Source organism: Chitinophaga filiformis, assembly GCF_900102545.1.
GTDB lineage: Bacteria > Bacteroidota > Bacteroidia > Chitinophagales > Chitinophagaceae > Chitinophaga > Chitinophaga filiformis.
On record NZ_FNBN01000008.1, the window covers coordinates 380802 to 401437 of the forward strand.

Sequence of the window (20636 nt, forward strand, 5' to 3'; positions counted from 1 at the left end):
GACTCCAGATAATTTCTCTGTCCTATTTTCTACGCTGGCATTACCCAGTTCAGATATTTAGGGTTTCATCTCAGACCATAATTTATAGTCACCCCTAGGCTAGAATAGAGAAATTGTTCTGATAAATATAGCGCGAAGTTCATGCCAGAATCGCTGCTTTTTCTGGTGAGAATTTTGAATGCAGACAGGCACTTAAAAGTCCGGTATGGTTACATTAAATTATGATACACTGACTGTTACGGCAGCAACAAAAATACAGAACGAACTCAGGAACGATATCATCATACAACCCAGAAATTTTCCTGTAAATATCATTGCGGGTGCAGATATTTCCTTCAATAAATTCAGCACAACTGTGTACGCAGGTATTATCCTTATACGATTTCCTGAACTGATACCTATAGGTTATTCACTGGTAAAAAGAGAAGTACTTTTCCCCTATGTGCCCGGCTACCTGGCATTCCGCGAGGTACCAGCGTTGATGCCTGCCTGGGAGAACCTTCCTGTTAAACCTGATCTGCTGGTTGTTGATGGTCACGGTATCGCACATCCGCGACGACTGGGTATAGCCGCTCACTTTGGTGTGCTGGCCCAAACACCTACTGTTGGTTGTGCGAAGAAAGTACTCTGCGGAAAGTATGAAGAACCTTCTTCAGAGAAAGGAAGTAATACACCGCTTGTCTTTAAGAATGAAGTAGTTGGTGCTGCACTGCGGACAAAAAATGCTGTCAAGCCGGTATTTGTTTCTCCGGGTTATAGCATGGATGTACCTGGTGCTGTGGAAATTATCACACAGTGTGTAGGGCGTTACCGCATACCGGAACCCACAAGACTGGCGCATAATATTGTGAACAGGTTTCGCCTGGGCGAGGTACCGGAAGGATATACCGAGGTATAAAGATCTGAGGGTTAGACAAAAGTCCAATTAGCGCTTAATTGTCCCTTCACTCTCCTTTCTGCATTTAACTAAGAAGAACGGGAAATTCTCGCTTACCTCAGTGATTTCAAATAATCCGGCATGGTCAAACTCCGCATGGATGGATGCTTCATCATAAAAAAACAGTTTTACGCCGCCGAACATTTCATAACGATCCTTACTGATAAATTGGCCCTGCCCATAAGTATGCGCTTGCTTTGAAATGACTGCGAAAACCATGTAACCATTGTCTGACAACTGGTTATAGCAGTCGCGGATCAGTTTTATTCTTTCATTTTCGTCTAAGAGATGAATTAAAGCATAGCAAAATATCCCGTCATACCGGCAATCATCGAATGGCATATCGGTCACAGAGCCATGATAAATGGTTATATCCGAACCATAATGCTTTTGGGCCATTTCAACAGCCGTTTTCGATATCTCAATCCCTGTTACAGTCATTCCTTTATCCCTGAAAATCTGCGCATTCCGTCCATAACCGATGCCGGGTATGAATACATTTTTAACTGCTTTTCCGGTAAAGAAATCACTCGTCAGTATGGCCGATTTTGCTGGCTCGAAGCCCCACATCTCCTGTTTTTCTGTAAACGCTGATTCCCAGAATTCCGTTCCTCCGCTTGTATTTCCCATAAATAAAGGTATTAAAATGCAACAAAGTTACATTATTCATACTGTAAACCATACAATGGGACCATATGTATCGTCATTTCAATGTCGGTAGTAGCTCTGCCGGCAATCAGCCCACTGGCGCCAGTCTGTTTCTCAAAAAATGGACTTTGGCTCCTGCAGTCAGTCTGCTTAAGACTTACATACTTTACGAGCCCTTCATTTCTGTCAGGTATTTCCAATATCGTTTCGGCATATGTTGCAGCTGCAACCTTGGATTCTTCCGGCCGGGAACATTTACTTCCTTAAAATAAGTATGCCATAGTCGCTGGTATAATTCTTCTTCCGGCGCCCAGACATTGCTGCTGCTATGATAGTAGGGATCGTATTCTCCGTTGAAATGTAGTCGTATGGTCTCTACGTGCTGCAGGTTATAGTAAATACCAAACCGGCGGCGCTCATCATAGATCAGCCAGTACTGATCTGCATAGCGGTCTTTAAAATGCCGGGCTATCAGCGGCAGTACATTATAATCTGGCGATACCAGTGAATAGTAGATATTGTCCCTCGTCAGCTGAAAGCGGACAAACGCTTCCATCCGGTGTTTTTCCTTCAGTACCTTATGTGCTATCTGGGATACATGCAGCACATATTTATTGCCAAAATCGCCCGTCACATCCTGTTTATTAGCAAAAACATGGCGGATGAATCCCACCATATTGTCCTCTTCTCCAGGGAGTTCTGAGAGATAACAGCAAAACAGCTGCTGCAGACTTTCCGCTGGTAATTTCTTACTTAATCCAGCCCATACCCTGTCAGCATTCGCCGTCACGGTGGGCGTGAATATCACATTCCCGAACAAGCCACGCACGTGGTCCTGTTCCTTCCTGATCATGACATCTGTCCTCTTCTGCCAGTACAGGTCGAATACGGCAGAAAGGAAGCCATCAAAACTTCCATCATACAACCACGTAGTCATTTTAGTAACATTTAATCTACCGCCCGCGGACTACCTACCACAGCACAGGTAGCAGTCCGGCAGACGATAGTAATTGAGGATAATCATAGAATATTGATATGGTATATCAAGTCGAAATATATTGAGTCAGAATAAGCTTAGTTGAGTTGTATGCGACTTCAGCCACTTGCTATGTGACTGTGTCAGCAACTGCTGGCGGATCTGTTCCGGGCTCAGTTCCCTCCTTTCCAGGGACTTAGACTTACAGGTAATAAAATATCTCGCTCTATTGATCTGCACTCCCATTAATTTTAGCTGATCCCATCCCAGTGGACCGTGCATACGGGCGGCACAGATCTTTTTTGCAGACTCAAGCCCGATACCGGGCACTCTGGCTATCAGCATCTTATCAGCCTTATTGATATCAATTGGAAAACAGTCAAGGTGCCGCAGGGCCCAGGATAGTTTGGGGTCAATATCAGTATCAAGGTGCGGATGTTTTTCATTCAATAGCTCATGAGGTTCAAATCCATACAATCGTACGAGGTAATCTGCCTGATAAAGCCGATTTTCTCTCAGCAGGGGTACCTGACTATGCAGACCGGGTAGCCGGGTGTCATCACTGATGGGTACATATCCGGAATAATACACCCGCTTTAGCCGGAACTGCCGGTAAAATTGAGATGCCATGTGTATGATCTCCATATCCGTTTCGCCGCCAGCGCCCACGATCACTTGTGTACTCTGCCCCGCCGGGACAAATGTGGGTACCTTCTTCAGTACTTTCCTTTCGTCTTCCAGCCTGATGATCTCATTCTTCAGGAAGCGGATCGGTTTGATCATGGCAGGCCGGCTTTTCTCCGGCGCCAGTAGTTTCAAACCTGCCTCTGTGGGTAGCTCAAGATTGACACTCAGACGGTCGGCATACAGCCCTGCTTCCTGTATCAGCTCGTCACTGGCGCCAGGAATTGCTTTCAGATGGATATAACCGTTGAAGTTATTTTCTGTCCGCAGTTTCTTTGCCACTCTTACCAGCCGTTCCATGGTATAGTCAGGGTCTTTGAAGATCCCGGAGCTGAGGAATAGCCCTTCGATATAGTTCCGGCGATAAAAGTTGATGGTGAGATCCACTACTTCCTGCACCGTAAAGGCCGCACGTTTGACATCATTACTTTTCCGGGACACACAATAGGCGCAATCATAAATGCAGACGTTCGTCAGCAATATTTTCAGCAGGGATACACAGCGGCCATCCGGTGTATATGAATGACAGATGCCATCCCCGGCGCCGCATTGCCTAATCCTTTAGTGTCGTTCTTCCGATCGCTACCACTCGAGGCACAGGAAACATCATATTTCGCTGCATCTGCCAGTATCGCCAATTTCTCCTGTATCCTTTCCATAGCCATCAACTAAGGCTAAATTACTAATATTTTTAGTAAATACTAGTTTTATTAGAGCAGATATTTGTCTATATTTTTAAAGCAGGCAGGGCCTTTGAGCGGTTTGTTGTGAGTGTTTCAGGGCGGGTAACTAATTGTTTATGAGTTATTTGTGTTTGATGAAATAAACCTGTTTCCTGCCCTTCTGAATTGGACATGACTTTCATACAGTTCAGATCCAGGAGATAATCAGGATCTCTTGGTACAGAAAAACTTTACAGTTTTTATAGTGAGCCTCAGGATTTACTTTACAGGTGATTGTAAATTCATTATGGGCTTTACAGATGCACATCTTTAGCTTTACATGGCTATTTCTGACATGGCATTGTGAACGGAAGACGAGGCAGGTAATGGGCGTCCCTTTATTACGTCTTTCTTTTCCCCAGCGTCATCAGCACCACCCCACTGATAACAATCACACAGGCGATCAGGGCCTGGGAAGACAGGTTCTCATGGCCAATAGCCCAACCCAGGAAAAGGGCTACGACAGGGTTAACATAAGCATAGGTTGACAGTAATCGAGGTGGCGCATTGCGTGTCAGCCAGCTATACGAAGTAAATCCCACCAGAGAGCCTATCAGTACCAGGTACGTATAGGCAGACAAAGTACGGGTAGAAATATGGTGCAGGGTGTCCCAGGCGCCCGGTTCGACAATAGCGCTGATCAGGAAGCAGAATATGGAGCCGGTCAGCATCTGGATGGCGGCAGATTGCATAGGCGCAGGCATGGGGAGCCTTGGTACCGACAATGAGCCCAGCGCCCAGCAGGCACACCCTCCGGCCAGTATAGCGATCGGCCATAACGGATAATTCCGGGCCGTGGTGGCCGCAAAGGGATTGAACAGCAGGAACAATCCTGCCAGTCCGACGATAATACCCGTTGCCGTCATTACCGTAGGCCGTTGTTTACTGAAGAGCGCCCAGTCAAACCCGATAAACCATACGGGAATGGCTGCCACGATCAGGGCCACGAAGCCCGAAGGCATATAATGCACTGCCAGGGCCGTACAGGAGTTGCCGATACCAATCAGCATCAGGCCTACAAAGGCGGCAGACAATACCTGTTTCCGGGATGGCAGTTGCTTTTCACTGCTCCTGCTGATGAGGGCCATCAGGCTACCCGCTACCAGGAAGCGGAATGCGGAAAGCAGAAAAGGAGGCACTACCTCCGTGGCGATCTTCATCCCGAGATAAGTAGATCCCCAGATGATATAGACGGCAAAGAGAAAGGTCCACAGTTTGGTGGTATCCGGTTTAGAAGACACAGTTTCAGTTGTCACAGGTTGTTTAGATAAAGATTAGGTAATTAACTGCAAAGCATTGGATATTAACCCTTTCATTCCTTTACATATACCTCGATCGTCGCATTGGTAGGACGACGGGGCGCCAGGAATTCATCTACCTTCCGGTAGTGCTTTTGCAGTTCATGTCTCAGTGCAAACGGGAAAAAGTTATTGTTGCCCGGTGCATATTCATACAACACCACATCATAGTGATGGTTCTGTATCTTTTGGGCAAAAGCATATAGCTGCCTGTTGAACATGCCGACCCCCAGATGGTACCATAAGGGATAATCACTCCCGGTCTCCAGCTTATAAGGCAAGGCTTGTGCCAGAGGGGTTAACTCGGTCATATTCAATAACTTAAGCGCTTCTTTCTTCTCTTTTACAACAGGCAGTTGCTGTAAACGGGTCATGCCATGCACTGTGGATGGCGGCATATAGATCTTATGAAAAGCCCAGAGGTCAGAAAAGATCCATTGGTCAGTAGGAACATCAGTCGTATCCGTATTGATCATAAAATTATTGCGGGATACGACATTTTCTCCTGTAGCACTGATCTGTGGATTATAGATCGCATAAGAGGAACTATCCGTAGTGCTACCCTTGCCCGATACTGCCCGTTCAGGTGGAATGATACGTGCCACGATCCTGTCCAGATATTTCCAGAAGGAGCCCGACCACCAGAGCAACACCAGCAAGGCAGCGGCACCGAAAGACGGCCAGCGCCCCAGATCCAGTTTCAGCTGCTCCTGTAAACGACTGGCAATAAAGGCAAAAGCAAAGCTGTGGAAGAAGATATTATTATCCGGAGGAGTGTAACTGGTCACCTGGAAAATGGCGGCCTCCACCAATATACCCAGGGTCAGCAGGGCGAACAGCATAGCCGGCCTGTCGTTCCAGAAGCTGCGCCACTGACGAAAGGCTGGCACCAGGCATAAAATCACCAGTAAGAAATATAATTTGATCCATTGAGAGAAGCCCATGATCTCCGACAGGATATCGTAAACGGATAATCTCGAATTGTGCGGCGCCTGTCCGTGGTTAAACCAATAGCCGAAACCGTAAGGTAGCAAAGGCACAATGATCACCGCTGCTACGAGACCATAAAAGGCCAGGTAAGCCACAAAGTCCAGCCATTTTTTCCCCTGCAAAGTATTGTAAGCCAGCAGGGTGAGTGAGAGCAATAAGGCCAGTCCGCCGCCATCCTGTTTCGTAAAGAAAGACAGGAAAGTGAAAAAGGCCGCCAGGAAGAGGAATAGAAAGCGCAGCTTCCCCTGGGGTCCCATCAGGTAACGGAACAGGAAAGCCAGTCCGATCAGCTCATATACGATCACCGTCTGGTTATACCAGGGCCAGAAATTGAAGAACGAGTACGACAATACGAACAGCAGCACGGAAAGTACCCTGATAGCTGCCTGTACATTCAGACTTTTCAGAATAGAACGGAATGAGAGTCCAGCGAGAATATTCATGAAAACCTGGGCTTTCACCAACGAGATCAGCTGAGGACCGAATATCTTAAAGAACAATGCAGGCATGAGCCAGAAGCCATAACCCAGCGGCAGCCCAAAATCTTTGTAAGGTACCTGTCCCTGGGACAATCTATAGGCGCCTTCCCAGGAAAGAAAAATGTTTACCCTGTAGGGGAATGTCACAAACAAGGGGACCAGCGCAAAACCAATGATGATCAGCAATTCTGCGATAAACGCACCTTTACGGCTGAACGGAGCATGAGTTGACGGCATAAACGGGGATAATAAATTGATGAAAACGAGTATAAAGTAACATGAACGGGGTCAAAAATAGTAGAATTTACGTGAAAATAGCATTTTATGGTGTCGTTGTTCGGCAATCAGTTGTATCTTGGCATCAATATTAAGTTCAATCCCCGTGCAATATTTAAAACTGTTAAGACCCTCCCATTGGGCAAAGAACCTTTTCTTATACATTCCCCTTTTCTTCGCGGGAGAAATATTCAACCTGCAAAAGGTATTGGAATTACTGATCGGATTTTTTGCATTCAGCCTTATTGCCAGCAGTATTTACATCATCAATGACTACAGAGATGTAGAAGCAGACCGGATACATCCGGTAAAACGTAAACGCCCCATCGCTTCAGGTGCTGTTTCAAAACCGGCTGCACTGGTGTTTTTTGTGTTATGTCTGGTCATAGGTGGCTTTCTGGCATGGTATGTCAGACCCAAATTTGCATTCGTTGTAGGCATTTACTTCATTATCAATTTATTGTATTCCTTCGGGCTAAAAAACATTTCTATCCTGGATATCCTGATCCTCTCCGTAGGATTTGTGTTGAGGGTGAAAGCGGGTGGCGTAGCCGCTAATATAGCCGTATCAGAATGGTTGATGATCATGGTATTCCTGCTGGCATTGTTCATGGCTATTGCCAAACGCCGTGACGATGTACTGATCAAAACACAATCAGGTCAGGATATGCGGAAAGCGGTGAAAGGGTACAATATGGACTTCATGAATGTAATGCTGGCGCTCGTGTCGGCAGTGATCATTGTGGCATACCTCATGTATACGATGGCTCCGGAAACGATGTCACGCTTTGGTACTTACCGCCTTTATTATACATGTCTTTTTGTAATTGGTGGATTATTACGATATTTGCAAATAACTTATGTGGAGAATAATACAGGTTCTCCTACCAAAATCCTATACAAAGACCGTTTCATTCAATTAACCATACTCCTGTGGGTGCTGAGTTTTTATGTGATTATTTATTTACCCACTAACAAAAGTTTTTTTGAGTAATGGAAAAACGGTTAGCAAACTGGGGGAACTACCCCGCTATCTCCTGCGACGAATCATCATTTTCGCAGGAAGAACAAGTGCAGGATTTTATATCCACACATTCATCTGTTATTGCCCGCGGAAACGGGCGCTGTTATGGCGATGCTTCACTGGCGCAACACAGTGTTTCCACCCTTAAATACGACAAAGTGCTCGCTTTTGATACCGCTAAGGGCATCTTTGAATGTCAATCCGGTATTACACTTGATCAGATCCTCGATATTATCGTTCCCCAGGGATGGTTCCTGCCGGTTACCCCAGGTACCAAATTTATTACTGTCGGCGGCGCCGTAGCCTCAGACGTACATGGTAAGAACCATCACGTAGACGGCTCATTTTCAGGTCATATTATCGATATGGACGTGATCACGGGCAACAAAGAGACCATCACCTGTTCAGCAGATCAACACTCCGACCTTTTCTGGGCTACCTGCGGTGGTATGGGGCTCACTGGTATCATTACCCGCGTAAAGTTTAGCCTGAAGAAGATCGGTACTGCATACATCCGTCAGAAGCAGATCAAGGCCGATAACCTCGAACACCTCATCCGCCTCTTCGAGGAATATAAGGATTATACCTACTCCATGGCCTGGATCGACTGCCTGCAGAAAGGCGACGCCTTTGGTCGTGGTATTCTCATTGTTGGTGAACATGCCACCCCGGAAGAACTGAATGAACAGCAGCGTAAAAGCCCTCTGCTACTGGCTGCAAAACGTAAACTATCAGTGCCTTTCAATCTTCCTTCCTTCGCGCTCAATACCCTGACGGTCAAGGCATTCAACTGGTTATATTATCTAAAGAATACAAAACGGGAGATCAATAACGTCATCCCTTACGAACCGTTCTTCTACCCCCTGGACGCCATTCTGCACTGGAACCGTGGTTACGGTAAGGCCGGATTTGTACAGTACCAGTTTGTACTGCCCCTGGAAAAGAAAGAGGGACTGGTGGCCATTCTCCGGAAGATCAGTGACGCAGGTCTGGGTTCTTTCCTGGCTGTGTTGAAAGTATTCGGTAAACAGGATAGCCTTATATCATTCCCCATGGAAGGATATACACTGGCGCTGGACTTCCCTGTTCGTAAAGGACTCTTTGAGTTCCTTGATAAGCTGGATGAGATCGTACTGCAATATGGCGGACGTCTATACCTGTCGAAAGATGCCCGAATGAAACAGGAGGTTTTCTGGCAGAGCTACCCAAATGCGCAAAAATTCGCTGAAATCATCAAAACATATAATGGTGCTAAGCTGTTCCGTTCTGTACAGTCAGACCGCTTGCTGCTGACAGAATAATCTTCTACTTAAAATACCGATAATCAATTATATGCCTACTGTTCTTATTCTGGGAGCCGGGTCAGACATGGCTGTTGCCATTGCCCGAGAGTTTGCCAGGAACAAATACGATATTCAACTGGCTGCCCGTAATGTAGCATCCCTCTCCCCCCTGGAGCAGGATCTTCGTATCCGTTACCGGGTAACTGCCAGCTCCCATGCCTTTGATGCGACTGATTTTACCAGTCATGCTGCTTTTTATATAGCGCTGCCGAAGCCGCCAGATGTTACTATTGCTGTATTCGGGTACCTGGGTTCGCAGGAAAAAGGCCAATCCGACTGGAATGAAGCCGCCCGTATCCTGCATACCAATTATACCGGCGCCGTGTCCATCCTGAATATTGTGGCAGATGAATATGCTGCCCGTGGTAATGGTACTATTGTGGGCATTAGTTCTGTAGCCGGAGAACGTGGCCGGCAGAGTAACTATCTTTACGGTAGCGCCAAGGCTGGTTTTACAGCTTATCTCAGCGGACTCCGTAACCGTCTTTTCCATAAAGGCGCACATGTACTGAGCGTTCAGCCAGGGTTTGTATACACCCGTATGACGGAGCACCTGAAACTGCCTGCTCCCCTGACGGCCCAGCCCCAGGACGTAGCAAAGGATGTTTACAAGGCGGTTGTAGCGAAGAAAAATGTCATTTATACAAAGTGGTTCTGGCGTTATATTATGCTCATTATCAAGTCAATACCTGAGGGTATCTTCAAAAAACTCAAATTATGAAGCCAGCCATTGCTTTCTTTGATTTTGACGGTACTATCACCAGGAGGGATACCCTGTTCGAGATCATCCGTTTCCAGAAAGGCGAGGGTGCATTGTATGCCGGCCTGGCATTGTTATCACCCGCTTTGGTCATGATGAAGCTGGGATTGATCTCTAAACAGAAAGGTAAGGATCTGGTCCTGCAATACTTTTTCCGTAACACACCTATAGACGAGTTCCGCGACAAATGCGCCGCTTTCTGTCGCGACAAACTTCCCGGTCTGATCAGGGAAAATGCCCTGAAAGAGATCAATCAGCACCTGGCTAAAGGACATCGTGTGGTGGTGGTGACAGCTTCCGCCCAGGAATGGGTAAAGCCCTGGTGCGATAACGTGGGTATTGAATGTATCGGCACCCAGCTGGAGATCAGGAATGACAGGGTCACCGGTCGCATCCATGGGGTGAACTGTAATGGCGAGGAAAAAGTGCGTCGTATACGGCAGCAGTACGATCTGCCTGTCTTCGGAGATATTTACGCCTACGGCGATACCAATGGCGACAGACCCATGCTGCAGTTGGCTACATTTGGCTTCTTCAGGAAGTTCTGAAAACACTCAGGCCATCAATCACAGTCGGTCTGACGGTAATTGATGGCCTGAAATGCATCTATCTATTTCTACTTACTACTTATAGTACTTAAGCTGCCGCTTTCATTTTCACTACTTTCACCTTAGCAGTCTTCAGTTTAATGATACCTACAGCATTGAGGAATTTCATCACCGGATAAGTTGGGTCCAGTTCAAACCATTTCTTAGCGAAGTTTGGACTGTCTTTGTACTTGTGGTGATTGTTCTGGAACAGTTCTCCCAGCAACAGGATACCCCATGGAGAGGTATTCTTTGATTTATCGCCATTGTCGAAGCTCTTGTAACCATATTTGTGGCCGCACCAGTTCACAACAGCACCCTGTACAGGCCCGATCAGGAAGTGAATAGGCAATAACAGGAACCAGTACCAGGCTGGAGCAAAGGCAATATAGAATGCTATATAAACACCTGCCCATGCCAGACGGGTGATGGTATGGTCGCCAAAGCGGTCCATAGCATTCCATACAGGCAGCGGAGGATTGGTTGTAAATTTCTCGTCCAGTACTTTTGCACCGGTGTAGATGTCATTGTACAGTTTACGGGTCTGCCACATCATGCTCCATACATCTTTAAAGAAGTGTGGAGAATGCGGATCGTCCTCGGTGTCACTGAATTCGTGGTGCATACGGTGCATAGCGCCATAAGCACGCGGAACTAAATAAGAGGTTCCCTGGAAGAACCATGTACAGAAGTAGAATACCCTTTCCCAACCCTTACTGGTAGTATACATCTGGTGAGATGCGTATCTATGCAGGAAAAAGGTGTGGAAGAATAAGGATAAGAACCAATGTGAAAAAAAGAATATTAAAATCGCCGTCATTTTCTCTCTTTAAACGTAATTAATAAGTTGTCAAAGGTAGCTCAAAATGGGCGTGAACCCCTATAAATAATTACGTATCAATGATAGACACCGCTTATATGAGTAGTGAGATAGCCACAGGGGCGTGTTTAGGAAATGTTAAAATTATTTTAAAGCCACATTTTAAACACAATAATGACGCTGAAAATGATATTAAAACCGGTTTTTAGTCCTTCGCATACCTGATAATCAAATCAGTCAACTGGAAGCTGCTACCTGCGGGTTTGTGGGATTGTTGGAATGGCGCTTATTGTATCCTGTTATATAGAAAAGCAAAAGGCCGGCCTTAAAAGACCAGCCTGAAAGCTCTTTTTAAAACTTTTTGTTTTTAGGGCTTTACTCCAATTACGGAAGGCGTCCTCTTTTACTGATATTTTGAACGATCTGTTTAGAAAGCCGCTGTTTCCAAAGGCTGTACTGCCTTGGCCAATGGCAGCTTTACGCCAAGGTAGTTCGCATAGTTGACGATCTGGTGCTGGCTACCCGCCTGATCGAACCACGCCTCAAGAGTGTTGTCTTCATAACGCTGATCCAGGTCATTCTTGAAGATCGTATAGTTATTTAGTGGCTGTTGGTAACCCTGCGTCTGTAATGCGCCAGCAAGCAAGAGAAACGCGTCATGCAGGCTTATGCGTTGGTCCTGATAACCCAGGTAAATTTCAAACGGCGAAGGTTGCGGTTCGTACATCAGACTTGTAACAATGATCCCGGCAACAACAGGGAACTTTGGCACAAGATCATTTATATTCTCGTAATGCCATGCTGTCGGCAGTTTAGCATCCAGGTCTTTGGCAAAATCGGCGTTACCGGCAGCAGGTGCTGCAAAGGTGTAAAGCGAAATGTTATTGGTGGCCAGCCCTTTCTTTTTAAGGATCTCTACGTAGTATGATGTGAATACACTGGCTATATTACCACCCAGACTATGCCCTGTAATGATCAGTTGTTTGCCGCTATTGACAGTGTTGGCCAACAAAAAATCGGTGATAAACTGGTTGGATCCCAGCGTGTCTGTCATAAACAGCAAATTTGCGAAAGCAATACTGGCACCAGTGCTGATAAGGGGTTTAGGAGTGCTCGCAAAAGCCCATTGCGCCATCGTTAATACATCCAGGTCTTCCAGGACCCAATTTGCAAAAACATCCCAGTCGCTATAACTGCTGAAGGGTGGAACTGAGCCTCGAATAGCCAGCGCATAGTCTCCGTTTGAGTTTTGGGCAACAAATGCGTAATTGCAGTCGATAGTCTGCTTGCCGTTCCAGACTATTTTCCAGCCCGGCATAAGCGTGCCAAATTCATTGATTGGATTAATTGCAGACGCAGCAGAACAAAGTTGTACAGCAGCTTGTGCATTCGCGAGTTGATCGCCGTTACTGGTGTTGGGGGTGATTGTTCCCATAGTTATGGTTTTTGAAGGTGAAAAAAATGGGGATTGAATTGGTTACTGATATGGGATGTCGGGTCCCATAGTTATGGTGTTCAGAATTAAAAAAATGGAGTAAACTGGTTATCTATTGTTCGATTGTTACTGACAAGGAACTACTAATCCCTGATTATGGTTTTCAAAATGAAAAAGGATTAATGGCTATTAATGTGATTAATGGTTACTTTGGGTACTTAAGTTAGTAAATTTATTCGGATTGCAAATAAAATACTATCTACATTAACAATTCAGCTCCTCACTTAGCTCCCACAATCTTTTCGCAGCTATTGGATCAATCGCATACGGTAACACGCCAAATGCTTTTGAGGCGGTTCTTTTACTAAGATCAGTACTGCCCTGTGTGGTATATCAAACTTTTATCCTGACTCTCCGCAAGTCCAGCAGATTGAGGGCATTACTGGTAAATCCTGTCACATTGGGTTGTACCAGGTGAATGACCTGGTCATAGAACAAGGGCACTACCGGGGCATCTGCTACGATCATCCTGTCCATTTCCTGGTAAAGCAGGTAACGGAGGGAATCATTATTCTCCCGCAGGGCCTGTTCATACAAGCGGTCGAACGCAGGGTTGGCATATCTTGTATAATTAGGAGGAGCACCATTTTTACTGTAGAATACGGCCAGGTAGTTCTCAGCATCCGCATAGTCGCCGATCCAGCTGCCACGGAAAAAGAGTGCCTGCGATTTGGCGGTCTGCTCCAGCAACAAAGCCTTCTGCAACACCTCCACCTGTATTGGGATGCCTACCTGCTGTAACTGGTTTGCCACATAATTGGCGTAGTCTTCATAAATGGGGATGGACAGCAAATGCATGACCGGCAGTCCTTTTCCTTCCGGGAAACCTGCCTCCTTCAGTAATTGCCTTGCTTTCGCAGGGTCGTAGGTATATCCCTTTACTTTCGCGGTATCAAAAGAGGGTAACCCGATAGGCACAAAGCCTGCATTCGCCGGAGAACCAATGCCATTCCGGAGGTAGGTGATCATCCTGCCTCTGTCAATACTATAGTTAATGGCCAGTCGTACTTTCTGTAAACGGGAAGGAGAGATTTTCACCGCTTCTTTGGTCGTGTCCAACAGAAATCCCAGGTATTCTATATTAAGAAAAGGACTTTTATCGAGTACCAGCTTCCCCTCCCACTCTTTCTTCAGCATTCCTTTTTTAGTAAGCACTTCGTCTTTAAAAGATGCATCAATATCATTCATGAAATCCAGCTGTCCCTGGCGGAATAACAGGAACTCGGTTGCCTTGTTATCCTGAAACGACACCTTTACCGCGTCCAGATATGGCAGCGCATGCCCACCACTGTCCTTTTCAAAATAACGGGGATTACGATGGAGTACCAACGCCTGTCCTTCCTCCCAGAAGGAAAACATGAAAGGGCCGGTACCACAGGGATATTTACGAAAATCCTTTCCGTATTTCTCCACAACTTCATGTGGTACAATGGAGCAGTATTGCATACTCAGAATGCCCAGTACCGGGTGAAAAGGCTGTAACAGGGTAAGCTGAAAGGTCGAGTCGTTCAATGCCCGGAAACCTGTATCCGGGTTTACCTTCCCGTTAAAGATCCATGCGCCGGAAGACGCCGTACCTGGATCCATGATACGTTTAAGACTGTATGCCACGTCTGCGGCGATCATCCTGCGACCTTTACCATCAGGAAATGCTACGTTGTCATGAAAATAGACGTCCGTCCGCAGATGAAAGATATACGTCTTATAATCAGGTGCCACTTCCCAGCGGGTAGCCAGAGATGGACGGATATTGAGCTGATCATCAGGCTCCACGAGGGTATTGTATAACTGTTTTACTGCCCAGTTAACCGCCTGGTTTTTGGCAAACGCAGGATCAAGGGAAGCGATACCTTCCTGCATATTATAACGGAACACCTGTCGCCCTGAAGTGGGTGGATGTCCGCAGGCGGCAAACAGCAAAATTAACGGTATGAAAAGGACTTCTATGTACATGCGGACTATCTTACAGCCATTGGCCGGCGCCTGCTTACCGCTTATGTATATCTACAAAATCCGTTAAGCATTAGCCATTAAGCACGTAGGCATTATTAATGAAAATTAATACCTTTCCGGCATAAAATAAGATTTTCTATGCGAGGCATACTAATGCTTTTCCTGGTTTTGCTTACGGCGCTTACCGCCGGTGCCCAACATCAACAGACATTTACACGCGCCGATAGCTTACGTGGATCGATCGGCAGGGAACGTGCTTGGTGGGATGTAAAATCCTACGACCTGCATGTCAAACCTAATATCAATGACAGCACCCTTGAGGGCTATAACGTGATTACCTATAGGGTCCTGAAAGTCGACAGCATTATGCAGATAGACCTGCAGGAGCCATTGGAGGTAGACAGTGTGATGCAGGATAAACAATCCCTGACCTATCAGAGGGAAGGTAATGCCATCTTCATTAACATGGTTGCCAAAAAGCAGCTGAAAGGCAAAGACAAAAAGATTACCATCGTCTATCACGGAAAACCCAGAGTAGCAGTGAACCCACCATGGGACGGTGGACTGATCTGGAGAAAAGATAACCAGGGCAGACCCTGGGTGGCTACTGCCTGTCAGGGCCTGGGCGCCAGTGTATGGTGGCCTAACAAAGACCATCAGAGCGATGAGCCTAACAACATGACTATCAGCATTACCACACCTCCCGACCTGGTAGATGTCTCCAACGGACGTCTGAAAAAGAAGGCAATGGACCGCGACGGGAATATCGTATGGACCTGGTATGTCAGCAATCCGATCAATAACTACGACGTAGCGATGAATATCGGTCACTATGCAGAGTTTAAAGACGTTTACTCCGGTGAAGGTGGTAAACTGGACCTTGACTACTGGGTGCTCGATTACAACGTAGATACCGCTAAAACACAGTTTGCCGTAGTAAAGCCGATGATGAAATGTTTTGAATCATGGTTTGGCAAATATCCTTTCTATAAAGACAGCTACAAACTGGTGGAATCACCTCACCTGGGAATGGAACATCAGAGCGCAGTTGCTTATGGTAACAAATTCCAGATGGGTTACAAAGGTCACGATCTTTCCGGTAGCGGCTGGGGATTGAAATGGGATTTCATCATCGTACACGAAAGCGGTCATGAGTGGTTTGGTAACAATATCACCACCAAAGACATTGCCGACATGTGGGTGCATGAGAGCTTTACCAACTACTCTGAGACCCTGTTCACAGAATGCGAGTATGGTCAGCAGGCAGCTTTTGAATACATTACCGGTGTCAGGAAGAATATCAAAAACGATAGTCCTATTATCGGCGCTTACGGGGTAAATAACGAAGGTAGTGGCGATATGTATTACAAGGGAGGTAACATGCTTCATACGATCCGCCAGATCGTGAACAACGATTATATATTCCGGGAGATCCTCCGTGGATTAAACAAAACCTTCTACCATCAGACAGTGACTACCCGCCAGATAGAAGAATATTTCAACGAAAAGACGAAGATGAATTTCAACAAGGTATTCGAGCAATACCTGACGAAGACTTCCATTCCAACACTGGAATATCATATTGAAGGCTCACAGTTGAAGTTCCGTTGGGTAACAGACGTTGAGAACTTTAATATGCCCGTAAAGGTGACCCTGACAGATGAAGGATATCGTTTCATTTATCCCGGAAGAAGCTGGCAATCAACAGGTATCACCTTATCAGATCCAAAGAAGTTTAAGGTAGATCCAAACTTTTACGTTAATGTAAAAGAGATATAAGCTTAGTTTGATGTCATTCACATTCTACTCCCTTATGAGCGATTTCCAACCCCGGGCTATTGGTCCGGGGTTTTCGTTTTGCCGTCGCAAATGTTTTTCCGGTAGTCATCAGTATTCCGGATAGATCTTCACTGCATTTGTCGCGAGGTATTTGTCATAGCCTATTTATGTCTGTATCCTCACTTCACCAATTTGAACGCATGTGTCCATGTCCCTGTCCTGAACCCATACGCATACCATAGTATACTTAAGGGCTCTATATTCCGGCTCATTTCAATCGTCCCCATATCCACGATATCTTTCCAGCCCATCTCATTCAACAGCGTTGTTACCGCCATTTTTGCTGCGCGCTTATTACCACAGATGAACATAGTAGGTGTTTCCTTTTCCGGTTCCTGCTGGGAGCGGAACATGGATTCATGTCCTATACAACTGAGTGCTTTTACTACGTGCGCATCTGGTGGCAGCCATGCCTGCAGCTGTTCGCCTGCCGAGTTGGTATGGCCTATGGAGAAAGTAAGCCGTCCCTGCTGATCAGGTCCTTTGCCATCCAGGGGATTGGTGACATCCACAACAACTTTGTTCTTGAAGTTCCATAGTCCGGCAGACTCAATGGCTTTCTGCGTTCCTGCCCAGCTGGTACAGATGACCAGCAACTCTCCCTGTGCGGCTGCATCTCTGAACGGGGCAGCTGCTACGCTGGGACCTCCTTTTTTCTTAATCCATTGCTGAAGAGATTCTTTCGCAGGATTGCGGGTACCGAGTATCACCTCATGACCAGCCCTGATCAATCCTTCCGTTAACGTGAGTCCAACAGGGCCACTACCCAGGATGCCAATTTTCATGTTGCAGGATTTGTGTGAACAGATGGGGTAACTAATATAAAGAAAAAAGCTGAATGAGGCGTCTAATTGCTTCAGGCTGATGCAATTGATATGAGTAGTTGCAGGATAATGGGATGTATGGGCAATAAAATCATAATGGCGGACAGCCAGCGCAGGCCCGCCATTATCATCATTTATCAATGCCCTTATATCAGGTAGCTCAGGAACCGTTGCATTCCCTGCCGCTTTGAAGGAGTCAGCGGATAGCTGATATTCTGGGTATAATAAGTTGTCAGATCATAAAGCGGATACGCATTCTCCGCTACAACAGCAGGAATATTATGTATCCCGATACTATTCGCATTGCTGAATTCCTGGATAAACTCAACAGGCAGCGCCTTATTACTGATCCAGGCAGCAAATACGAAGGGCAGGCTGGTAAACCGCATCCAATGTTCTGCCAGATCGTAGATGAAGGGCGATACATGGCGTTGCGCCAGTGCGCGGTCACCGATCACCAGACCGGCATCGGTACCTTTGATCTTATCCTGGTAGTCGCCGGTCGTTTCTATCAGCTCAGCATCCAGCTTCCAGTGCTCACGCACCAGTACTTTCAGCAAAGCAACAGAGGTACGGCTCTGGTAGTCGAGGTAGATACGTTTGATCTCATTGAGAGGAACATCACTGAAAAGGCAGACAGAAGCAACAGGGCCTTCCGCACCGATACAATAATCAGAAATGATATGATATTCTTTCAGTTTAGGGATAATAGCCACAGGTACGAGGGCTACATCTACTTCTCCATCAATCAGCTGCTGGGCTATCTTCGCAGGGTAATCAACACTCAGTTCCAGCATTTTCATCACCGGGTGATCCCTGAATCCGTATAATAATGGCCTGGTATTCAAATAACTTACTGCCGCTACTTTTACTTTCCGTTCCAATTTCAGTAATTTTGCCGGCTAAATTAGGTAAAAAGTGATAAACGCTCACTTAATCAATTAACATTATGCAATTACAAGCTTTAACCGCCATTTCTCCTTTGGATGGACGCTACAGGAGACAACTGGAAGAACTGGCTCCTTTCTTTTCAGAATTTGCACTGATCCGTTACCGTGTGCAGGTAGAGATCGAATACTTCATTGCACTGTCAGAGCAGAAGCTATTCACGCTCACAAAGGCCCAGGTACCGGCATTGCGTAAGATCTACCAGGATTTTACCATCGAGAATGCACAGCTGATCAAAGAAACTGAAAAGGTGACCAATCACGACGTGAAAGCTGTAGAGTATTTTGTTAAGAATGAGCTGAAAACGCTCGGACTGGACGACAAACTGGAATGGGTGCATTTCGGTCTTACTTCCCAGGACGTTAACAACACTGCCACCCCGCTGTTCTGGAAAGAAGCGGTAGAACACGTGTATATGCCTGCTATCGCCAACCTGATACTGGCACTGAAAAAGATGGGCAAGTCCTGGATAAAGATCCCGATGCTGGCCCGTACCCATGGTCAGCCTGCCTCACCTACCATCCTCGGAAAAGAGATCCTGGTATTCGTTGAAAGACTGGAAGGCCAGGTAAAACTGCTGGGAGATATTCCTTTCGCAGCCAAATTCGGCGGCGCAACAGGTAACTTCAACGCTCACCATGTAGCATTCCCTAAGATCAACTGGGAGAAGTTCGGCGATAAATTCGTGAACAACACCCTCGGACTGCAACGTATGAAATATACCACCCAGATCGAGCATTATGACAACATCTCCGCTCAATTTGATACCCTGAAGCGTATCAATACGATCCTGGTAGACTTCTGCCGCGACGTATGGACATACATCTCCATGGATTATTTCAAGCAGAAGATCAAAGCCAACGAGGTGGGTTCTTCCGCTATGCCACATAAAGTAAATCCGATCGATTTCGAAAACGCCGAAGGTAACCTCGGACTGGCCAACGCCATCTTCGAACACCTGAGCGCCAAACTGCCTATCTCCCGCCTACAGCGTGACCTGACCGATTCCACCGTCCTGAGAAATGTGGGCGTACCATTCGGTCACACCGTACTGGCACTGAAATCCATTCAGAAAGGTTTAGATAAGCTGATCCTGAACGAGGCCAAACTACAGGAAGATCTGGAAAACAACTGGGCCGTTGTAGCAGAAGCTATCCAGACCGTACTACGCAGAGAAAACTTCCCTAAACCATACGAGGCCCTGAAAGACCTCACCCGTGGCGGCGAACAGATCAACCAGAAGACGATACACAAGTTCATTGATGGTCTGAAGATCAGTGCTTCGCTGAAGAAGGAGCTGAAAGCAATCACGCCTCAGAACTATACAGGTGTGTGGGGATGATATGAATCGTCTGAAGGCTAGAGGCTAAAGGCTGAAGCCGAGCGCCCAGCACCTCAAGCATGCAAATGCACAAAGGCTAAAAGCAGACTGACTGAAGAGGATTGATTAAGTAGCAAGGAAAGAGCAGAAAGCAAAGCAACAATAAAGACGGATTATAGATATTATCGCGCAACGTGCTCATTATCTGTAATCCGTCTTCATTTTTATATCCACCCCCAAAGTATCTGACGGCCCACCATCCCCACACACTCCCCCTCCCCATACTCCCGAATAATATTACCATCTAAAAGAAGCATCTCAGAACGCATCCTCAAAATGCACCAACTCATACTCCCCATCCGGCTGAAAAGTAATCGAAATCACATCAAACCTGATCGCCGGCGGTAGCCGCGGCAGCTTATCCATATATACATTCGCCGCCGCCTGAATATGCCTCCGCTTCTCCGCGGTCACATGCTGCTCCGGCCAGCCAAAAAGATCACTCGCCAACGTCTTCACCTCACAGAACACCAGGCAATCCGGCTTCGCCGCAATGATATCAATCTCCCGTCGCCGATGCCGCCAGTTTACCGCCAGAATTTTATAATCGCGCTGAAGAAGGAATTCCTTCGCAATCAGTTCCCCTTTTTTGCCCAAAGCTATATGGGATGCCATTGTTTTAACTATTTTTGCTGTTCCTATCGGAGAAAGA

The 20636-nt window shown here is 46.4% G+C and carries 19 protein-coding genes and 1 riboswitch; of the genes, 7 read left to right on the forward strand and 12 right to left on the reverse strand.

What is annotated here, in order from left to right; all coding sequences use genetic code 11:
• Positions 1 to 7: 7 nt before the first annotated feature.
• Positions 8 to 106: riboswitch (TPP riboswitch) on the reverse strand.
• A 99-nt stretch (positions 107 to 205) separates the two neighbouring features.
• Entirely contained in the window at positions 206 to 898 is a 693-nt protein-coding gene (gene nfi, locus BLR32_RS27225) for a deoxyribonuclease V (protein ID WP_089836597.1), read from the forward strand.
• Positions 899 to 925: 27 nt separating this feature from the next.
• On the opposite strand, the gene BLR32_RS27230 is transcribed toward nfi, so the two are convergent.
• The 6 genes from BLR32_RS27230 to BLR32_RS27250 all read right to left on the reverse strand — a co-directional run bounded on the left by BLR32_RS27230 (position 926) and on the right by BLR32_RS27250 (position 6971).
• Positions 926 to 1567 carry a class I SAM-dependent methyltransferase gene (locus tag BLR32_RS27230; protein WP_089836599.1) on the reverse strand — a complete coding sequence of 214 codons (642 nt, stop codon included), beginning with the start codon at positions 1565 to 1567 and terminating at the stop codon, positions 926 to 928.
• Positions 1568 to 1751: 184 nt separating this feature from the next.
• Positions 1752 to 2522 carry a TIGR03915 family putative DNA repair protein gene (locus BLR32_RS27235; RefSeq protein WP_089836601.1) on the reverse strand — a complete coding sequence of 257 codons (771 nt, stop codon included), beginning with the start codon at positions 2520 to 2522 and terminating at the stop codon, positions 1752 to 1754.
• Between the two features lie 126 nt (positions 2523 to 2648).
• Entirely contained in the window at positions 2649 to 3725 is a 1077-nt protein-coding gene (locus BLR32_RS27240; protein WP_245705532.1) for a putative DNA modification/repair radical SAM protein, read from the reverse strand.
• Positions 3726 to 3730: 5 nt separating this feature from the next.
• Positions 3731 to 3904 carry a hypothetical protein gene (locus BLR32_RS34440; protein WP_245705533.1) on the reverse strand — a complete coding sequence of 58 codons (174 nt, stop codon included), beginning with the start codon at positions 3902 to 3904 and terminating at the stop codon, positions 3731 to 3733.
• A 404-nt stretch (positions 3905 to 4308) separates the two neighbouring features.
• Entirely contained in the window at positions 4309 to 5223 is a 915-nt protein-coding gene (locus BLR32_RS27245; RefSeq protein WP_089836603.1) for an EamA family transporter, read from the reverse strand.
• Positions 5224 to 5279: 56 nt separating this feature from the next.
• Positions 5280 to 6971 carry a hypothetical protein gene (locus tag BLR32_RS27250; protein ID WP_089836605.1) on the reverse strand — a complete coding sequence of 564 codons (1692 nt, stop codon included), beginning with the start codon at positions 6969 to 6971 and terminating at the stop codon, positions 5280 to 5282.
• Positions 6972 to 7116: 145 nt separating this feature from the next.
• Between BLR32_RS27250 and BLR32_RS27255 the strand changes: the two genes are divergently transcribed.
• Genes BLR32_RS27255 through BLR32_RS27270 form a run of 4 tightly spaced genes read left to right on the forward strand, consistent with a single transcriptional unit; the run spans position 7117 to position 10685 of the window.
• Entirely contained in the window at positions 7117 to 8004 is an 888-nt protein-coding gene (locus tag BLR32_RS27255) for a decaprenyl-phosphate phosphoribosyltransferase (protein WP_089836671.1), read from the forward strand.
• Positions 8004 to 9335, forward strand: coding sequence for an FAD-binding oxidoreductase (locus tag BLR32_RS27260; RefSeq protein WP_089836607.1), 1332 nt, complete (start codon positions 8004 to 8006; stop codon positions 9333 to 9335). The genes BLR32_RS27255 and BLR32_RS27260 overlap by 1 nt, the downstream gene beginning before the upstream one ends.
• A gap of 31 nt (positions 9336 to 9366) precedes the next feature.
• On the forward strand, positions 9367 to 10098 hold the full coding sequence (locus tag BLR32_RS27265; RefSeq protein ID WP_089836609.1) for an SDR family oxidoreductase: 732 nt from the start codon (positions 9367 to 9369) through the stop codon (positions 10096 to 10098).
• Positions 10095 to 10685, forward strand: coding sequence for an HAD family hydrolase (locus BLR32_RS27270; protein ID WP_089836611.1), 591 nt, complete (start codon positions 10095 to 10097; stop codon positions 10683 to 10685). The genes BLR32_RS27265 and BLR32_RS27270 overlap by 4 nt, the downstream gene beginning before the upstream one ends.
• Positions 10686 to 10773: 88 nt before the next feature.
• Here BLR32_RS27270 and BLR32_RS27275 read toward each other — a convergent pair whose 3' ends face one another.
• From BLR32_RS27275 to BLR32_RS27285, 3 genes are all read right to left on the reverse strand, one after another.
• Positions 10774 to 11544 (reverse strand): acyl-CoA desaturase, encoded by a 771-nt coding sequence (locus BLR32_RS27275; RefSeq protein ID WP_089836613.1) that lies wholly within the window; start codon positions 11542 to 11544, stop codon positions 10774 to 10776.
• Positions 11545 to 11971: 427 nt separating this feature from the next.
• A complete protein-coding gene (locus BLR32_RS27280; protein ID WP_089836615.1) occupies positions 11972 to 12979 on the reverse strand; it encodes a lipase family protein in 1008 nt (335 codons plus the stop codon).
• 393 nt (positions 12980 to 13372) lie between these two features.
• Positions 13373 to 14992 (reverse strand): ABC transporter substrate-binding protein, encoded by a 1620-nt coding sequence (locus BLR32_RS27285; protein ID WP_089836617.1) that lies wholly within the window; start codon positions 14990 to 14992, stop codon positions 13373 to 13375.
• 138 nt (positions 14993 to 15130) lie between these two features.
• On the opposite strand from BLR32_RS27285, the gene BLR32_RS27290 reads away from it, so the two are divergent.
• Positions 15131 to 16771, forward strand: a complete 1641-nt coding sequence (locus BLR32_RS27290) for a M1 family metallopeptidase (RefSeq protein ID WP_089836619.1) — start codon at positions 15131 to 15133, stop codon at positions 16769 to 16771.
• 179 nt (positions 16772 to 16950) lie between these two features.
• Here BLR32_RS27290 and BLR32_RS27295 read toward each other — a convergent pair whose 3' ends face one another.
• On the reverse strand, positions 16951 to 17616 hold the full coding sequence (locus BLR32_RS27295; protein ID WP_089836621.1) for an NADPH-dependent F420 reductase: 666 nt from the start codon (positions 17614 to 17616) through the stop codon (positions 16951 to 16953).
• A 185-nt stretch (positions 17617 to 17801) separates the two neighbouring features.
• A complete protein-coding gene (locus BLR32_RS27300; RefSeq protein WP_089836623.1) occupies positions 17802 to 18539 on the reverse strand; it encodes a menaquinone biosynthetic enzyme MqnA/MqnD family protein in 738 nt (245 codons plus the stop codon).
• Positions 18540 to 18604: 65 nt separating this feature from the next.
• Here BLR32_RS27300 and purB point away from each other — a divergent pair, with 65 nt between their 5' ends.
• On the forward strand, positions 18605 to 19945 hold the full coding sequence (gene purB, locus BLR32_RS27305; protein ID WP_089836625.1) for an adenylosuccinate lyase: 1341 nt from the start codon (positions 18605 to 18607) through the stop codon (positions 19943 to 19945).
• Positions 19946 to 20242: 297 nt separating this feature from the next.
• Here the strand turns inward: purB and BLR32_RS27310 are convergent, their stop codons facing one another.
• Complete coding sequence (locus BLR32_RS27310) at positions 20243 to 20599, reverse strand: YraN family protein (protein WP_089836627.1); 357 nt, start codon at positions 20597 to 20599, stop codon at positions 20243 to 20245.
• Between the last annotated feature and the right edge of the window lie 37 nt (positions 20600 to 20636).

Bases quoted from the DNA above. Each gene is read 5' to 3' on its own strand.
- BLR32_RS27250 (WP_089836605.1), bottom strand. From the start codon at position 6,971: ATGCCGTCAACTCATGCTCCGTTCAGCCGTAAAGGTGCGTTTATCGCA.
- BLR32_RS27275 (WP_089836613.1), bottom strand. From the start codon at position 11,544: ATGACGGCGATTTTAATATTCTTTTTTTCACATTGGTTCTTATCCTTA.
- BLR32_RS27310 (WP_089836627.1), bottom strand. From the start codon at position 20,599: ATGGCATCCCATATAGCTTTGGGCAAAAAAGGGGAACTGATTGCGAAG.
- BLR32_RS34440 (WP_245705533.1), bottom strand. From the start codon at position 3,904: ATGGAAAGGATACAGGAGAAATTGGCGATACTGGCAGATGCAGCGAAA.
- BLR32_RS27295 (WP_089836621.1), bottom strand. From the start codon at position 17,616: ATGAAAATTGGCATCCTGGGTAGTGGCCCTGTTGGACTCACGTTAACG.
- BLR32_RS27290 (WP_089836619.1), top strand. From the start codon at position 15,131: ATGCGAGGCATACTAATGCTTTTCCTGGTTTTGCTTACGGCGCTTACC.
- BLR32_RS27270 (WP_089836611.1), top strand. From the start codon at position 10,095: ATGAAGCCAGCCATTGCTTTCTTTGATTTTGACGGTACTATCACCAGG.
- BLR32_RS27230 (WP_089836599.1), bottom strand. From the start codon at position 1,567: ATGGGAAATACAAGCGGAGGAACGGAATTCTGGGAATCAGCGTTTACA.
- BLR32_RS27260 (WP_089836607.1), top strand. From the start codon at position 8,004: ATGGAAAAACGGTTAGCAAACTGGGGGAACTACCCCGCTATCTCCTGC.
- BLR32_RS27235 (WP_089836601.1), bottom strand. From the start codon at position 2,522: ATGACTACGTGGTTGTATGATGGAAGTTTTGATGGCTTCCTTTCTGCC.
- BLR32_RS27285 (WP_089836617.1), bottom strand. From the start codon at position 14,992: ATGTACATAGAAGTCCTTTTCATACCGTTAATTTTGCTGTTTGCCGCC.
- BLR32_RS27280 (WP_089836615.1), bottom strand. From the start codon at position 12,979: ATGGGAACAATCACCCCCAACACCAGTAACGGCGATCAACTCGCGAAT.
- nfi (WP_089836597.1), top strand. From the start codon at position 206: ATGGTTACATTAAATTATGATACACTGACTGTTACGGCAGCAACAAAA.
- purB (WP_089836625.1), top strand. From the start codon at position 18,605: ATGCAATTACAAGCTTTAACCGCCATTTCTCCTTTGGATGGACGCTAC.
- BLR32_RS27265 (WP_089836609.1), top strand. From the start codon at position 9,367: ATGCCTACTGTTCTTATTCTGGGAGCCGGGTCAGACATGGCTGTTGCC.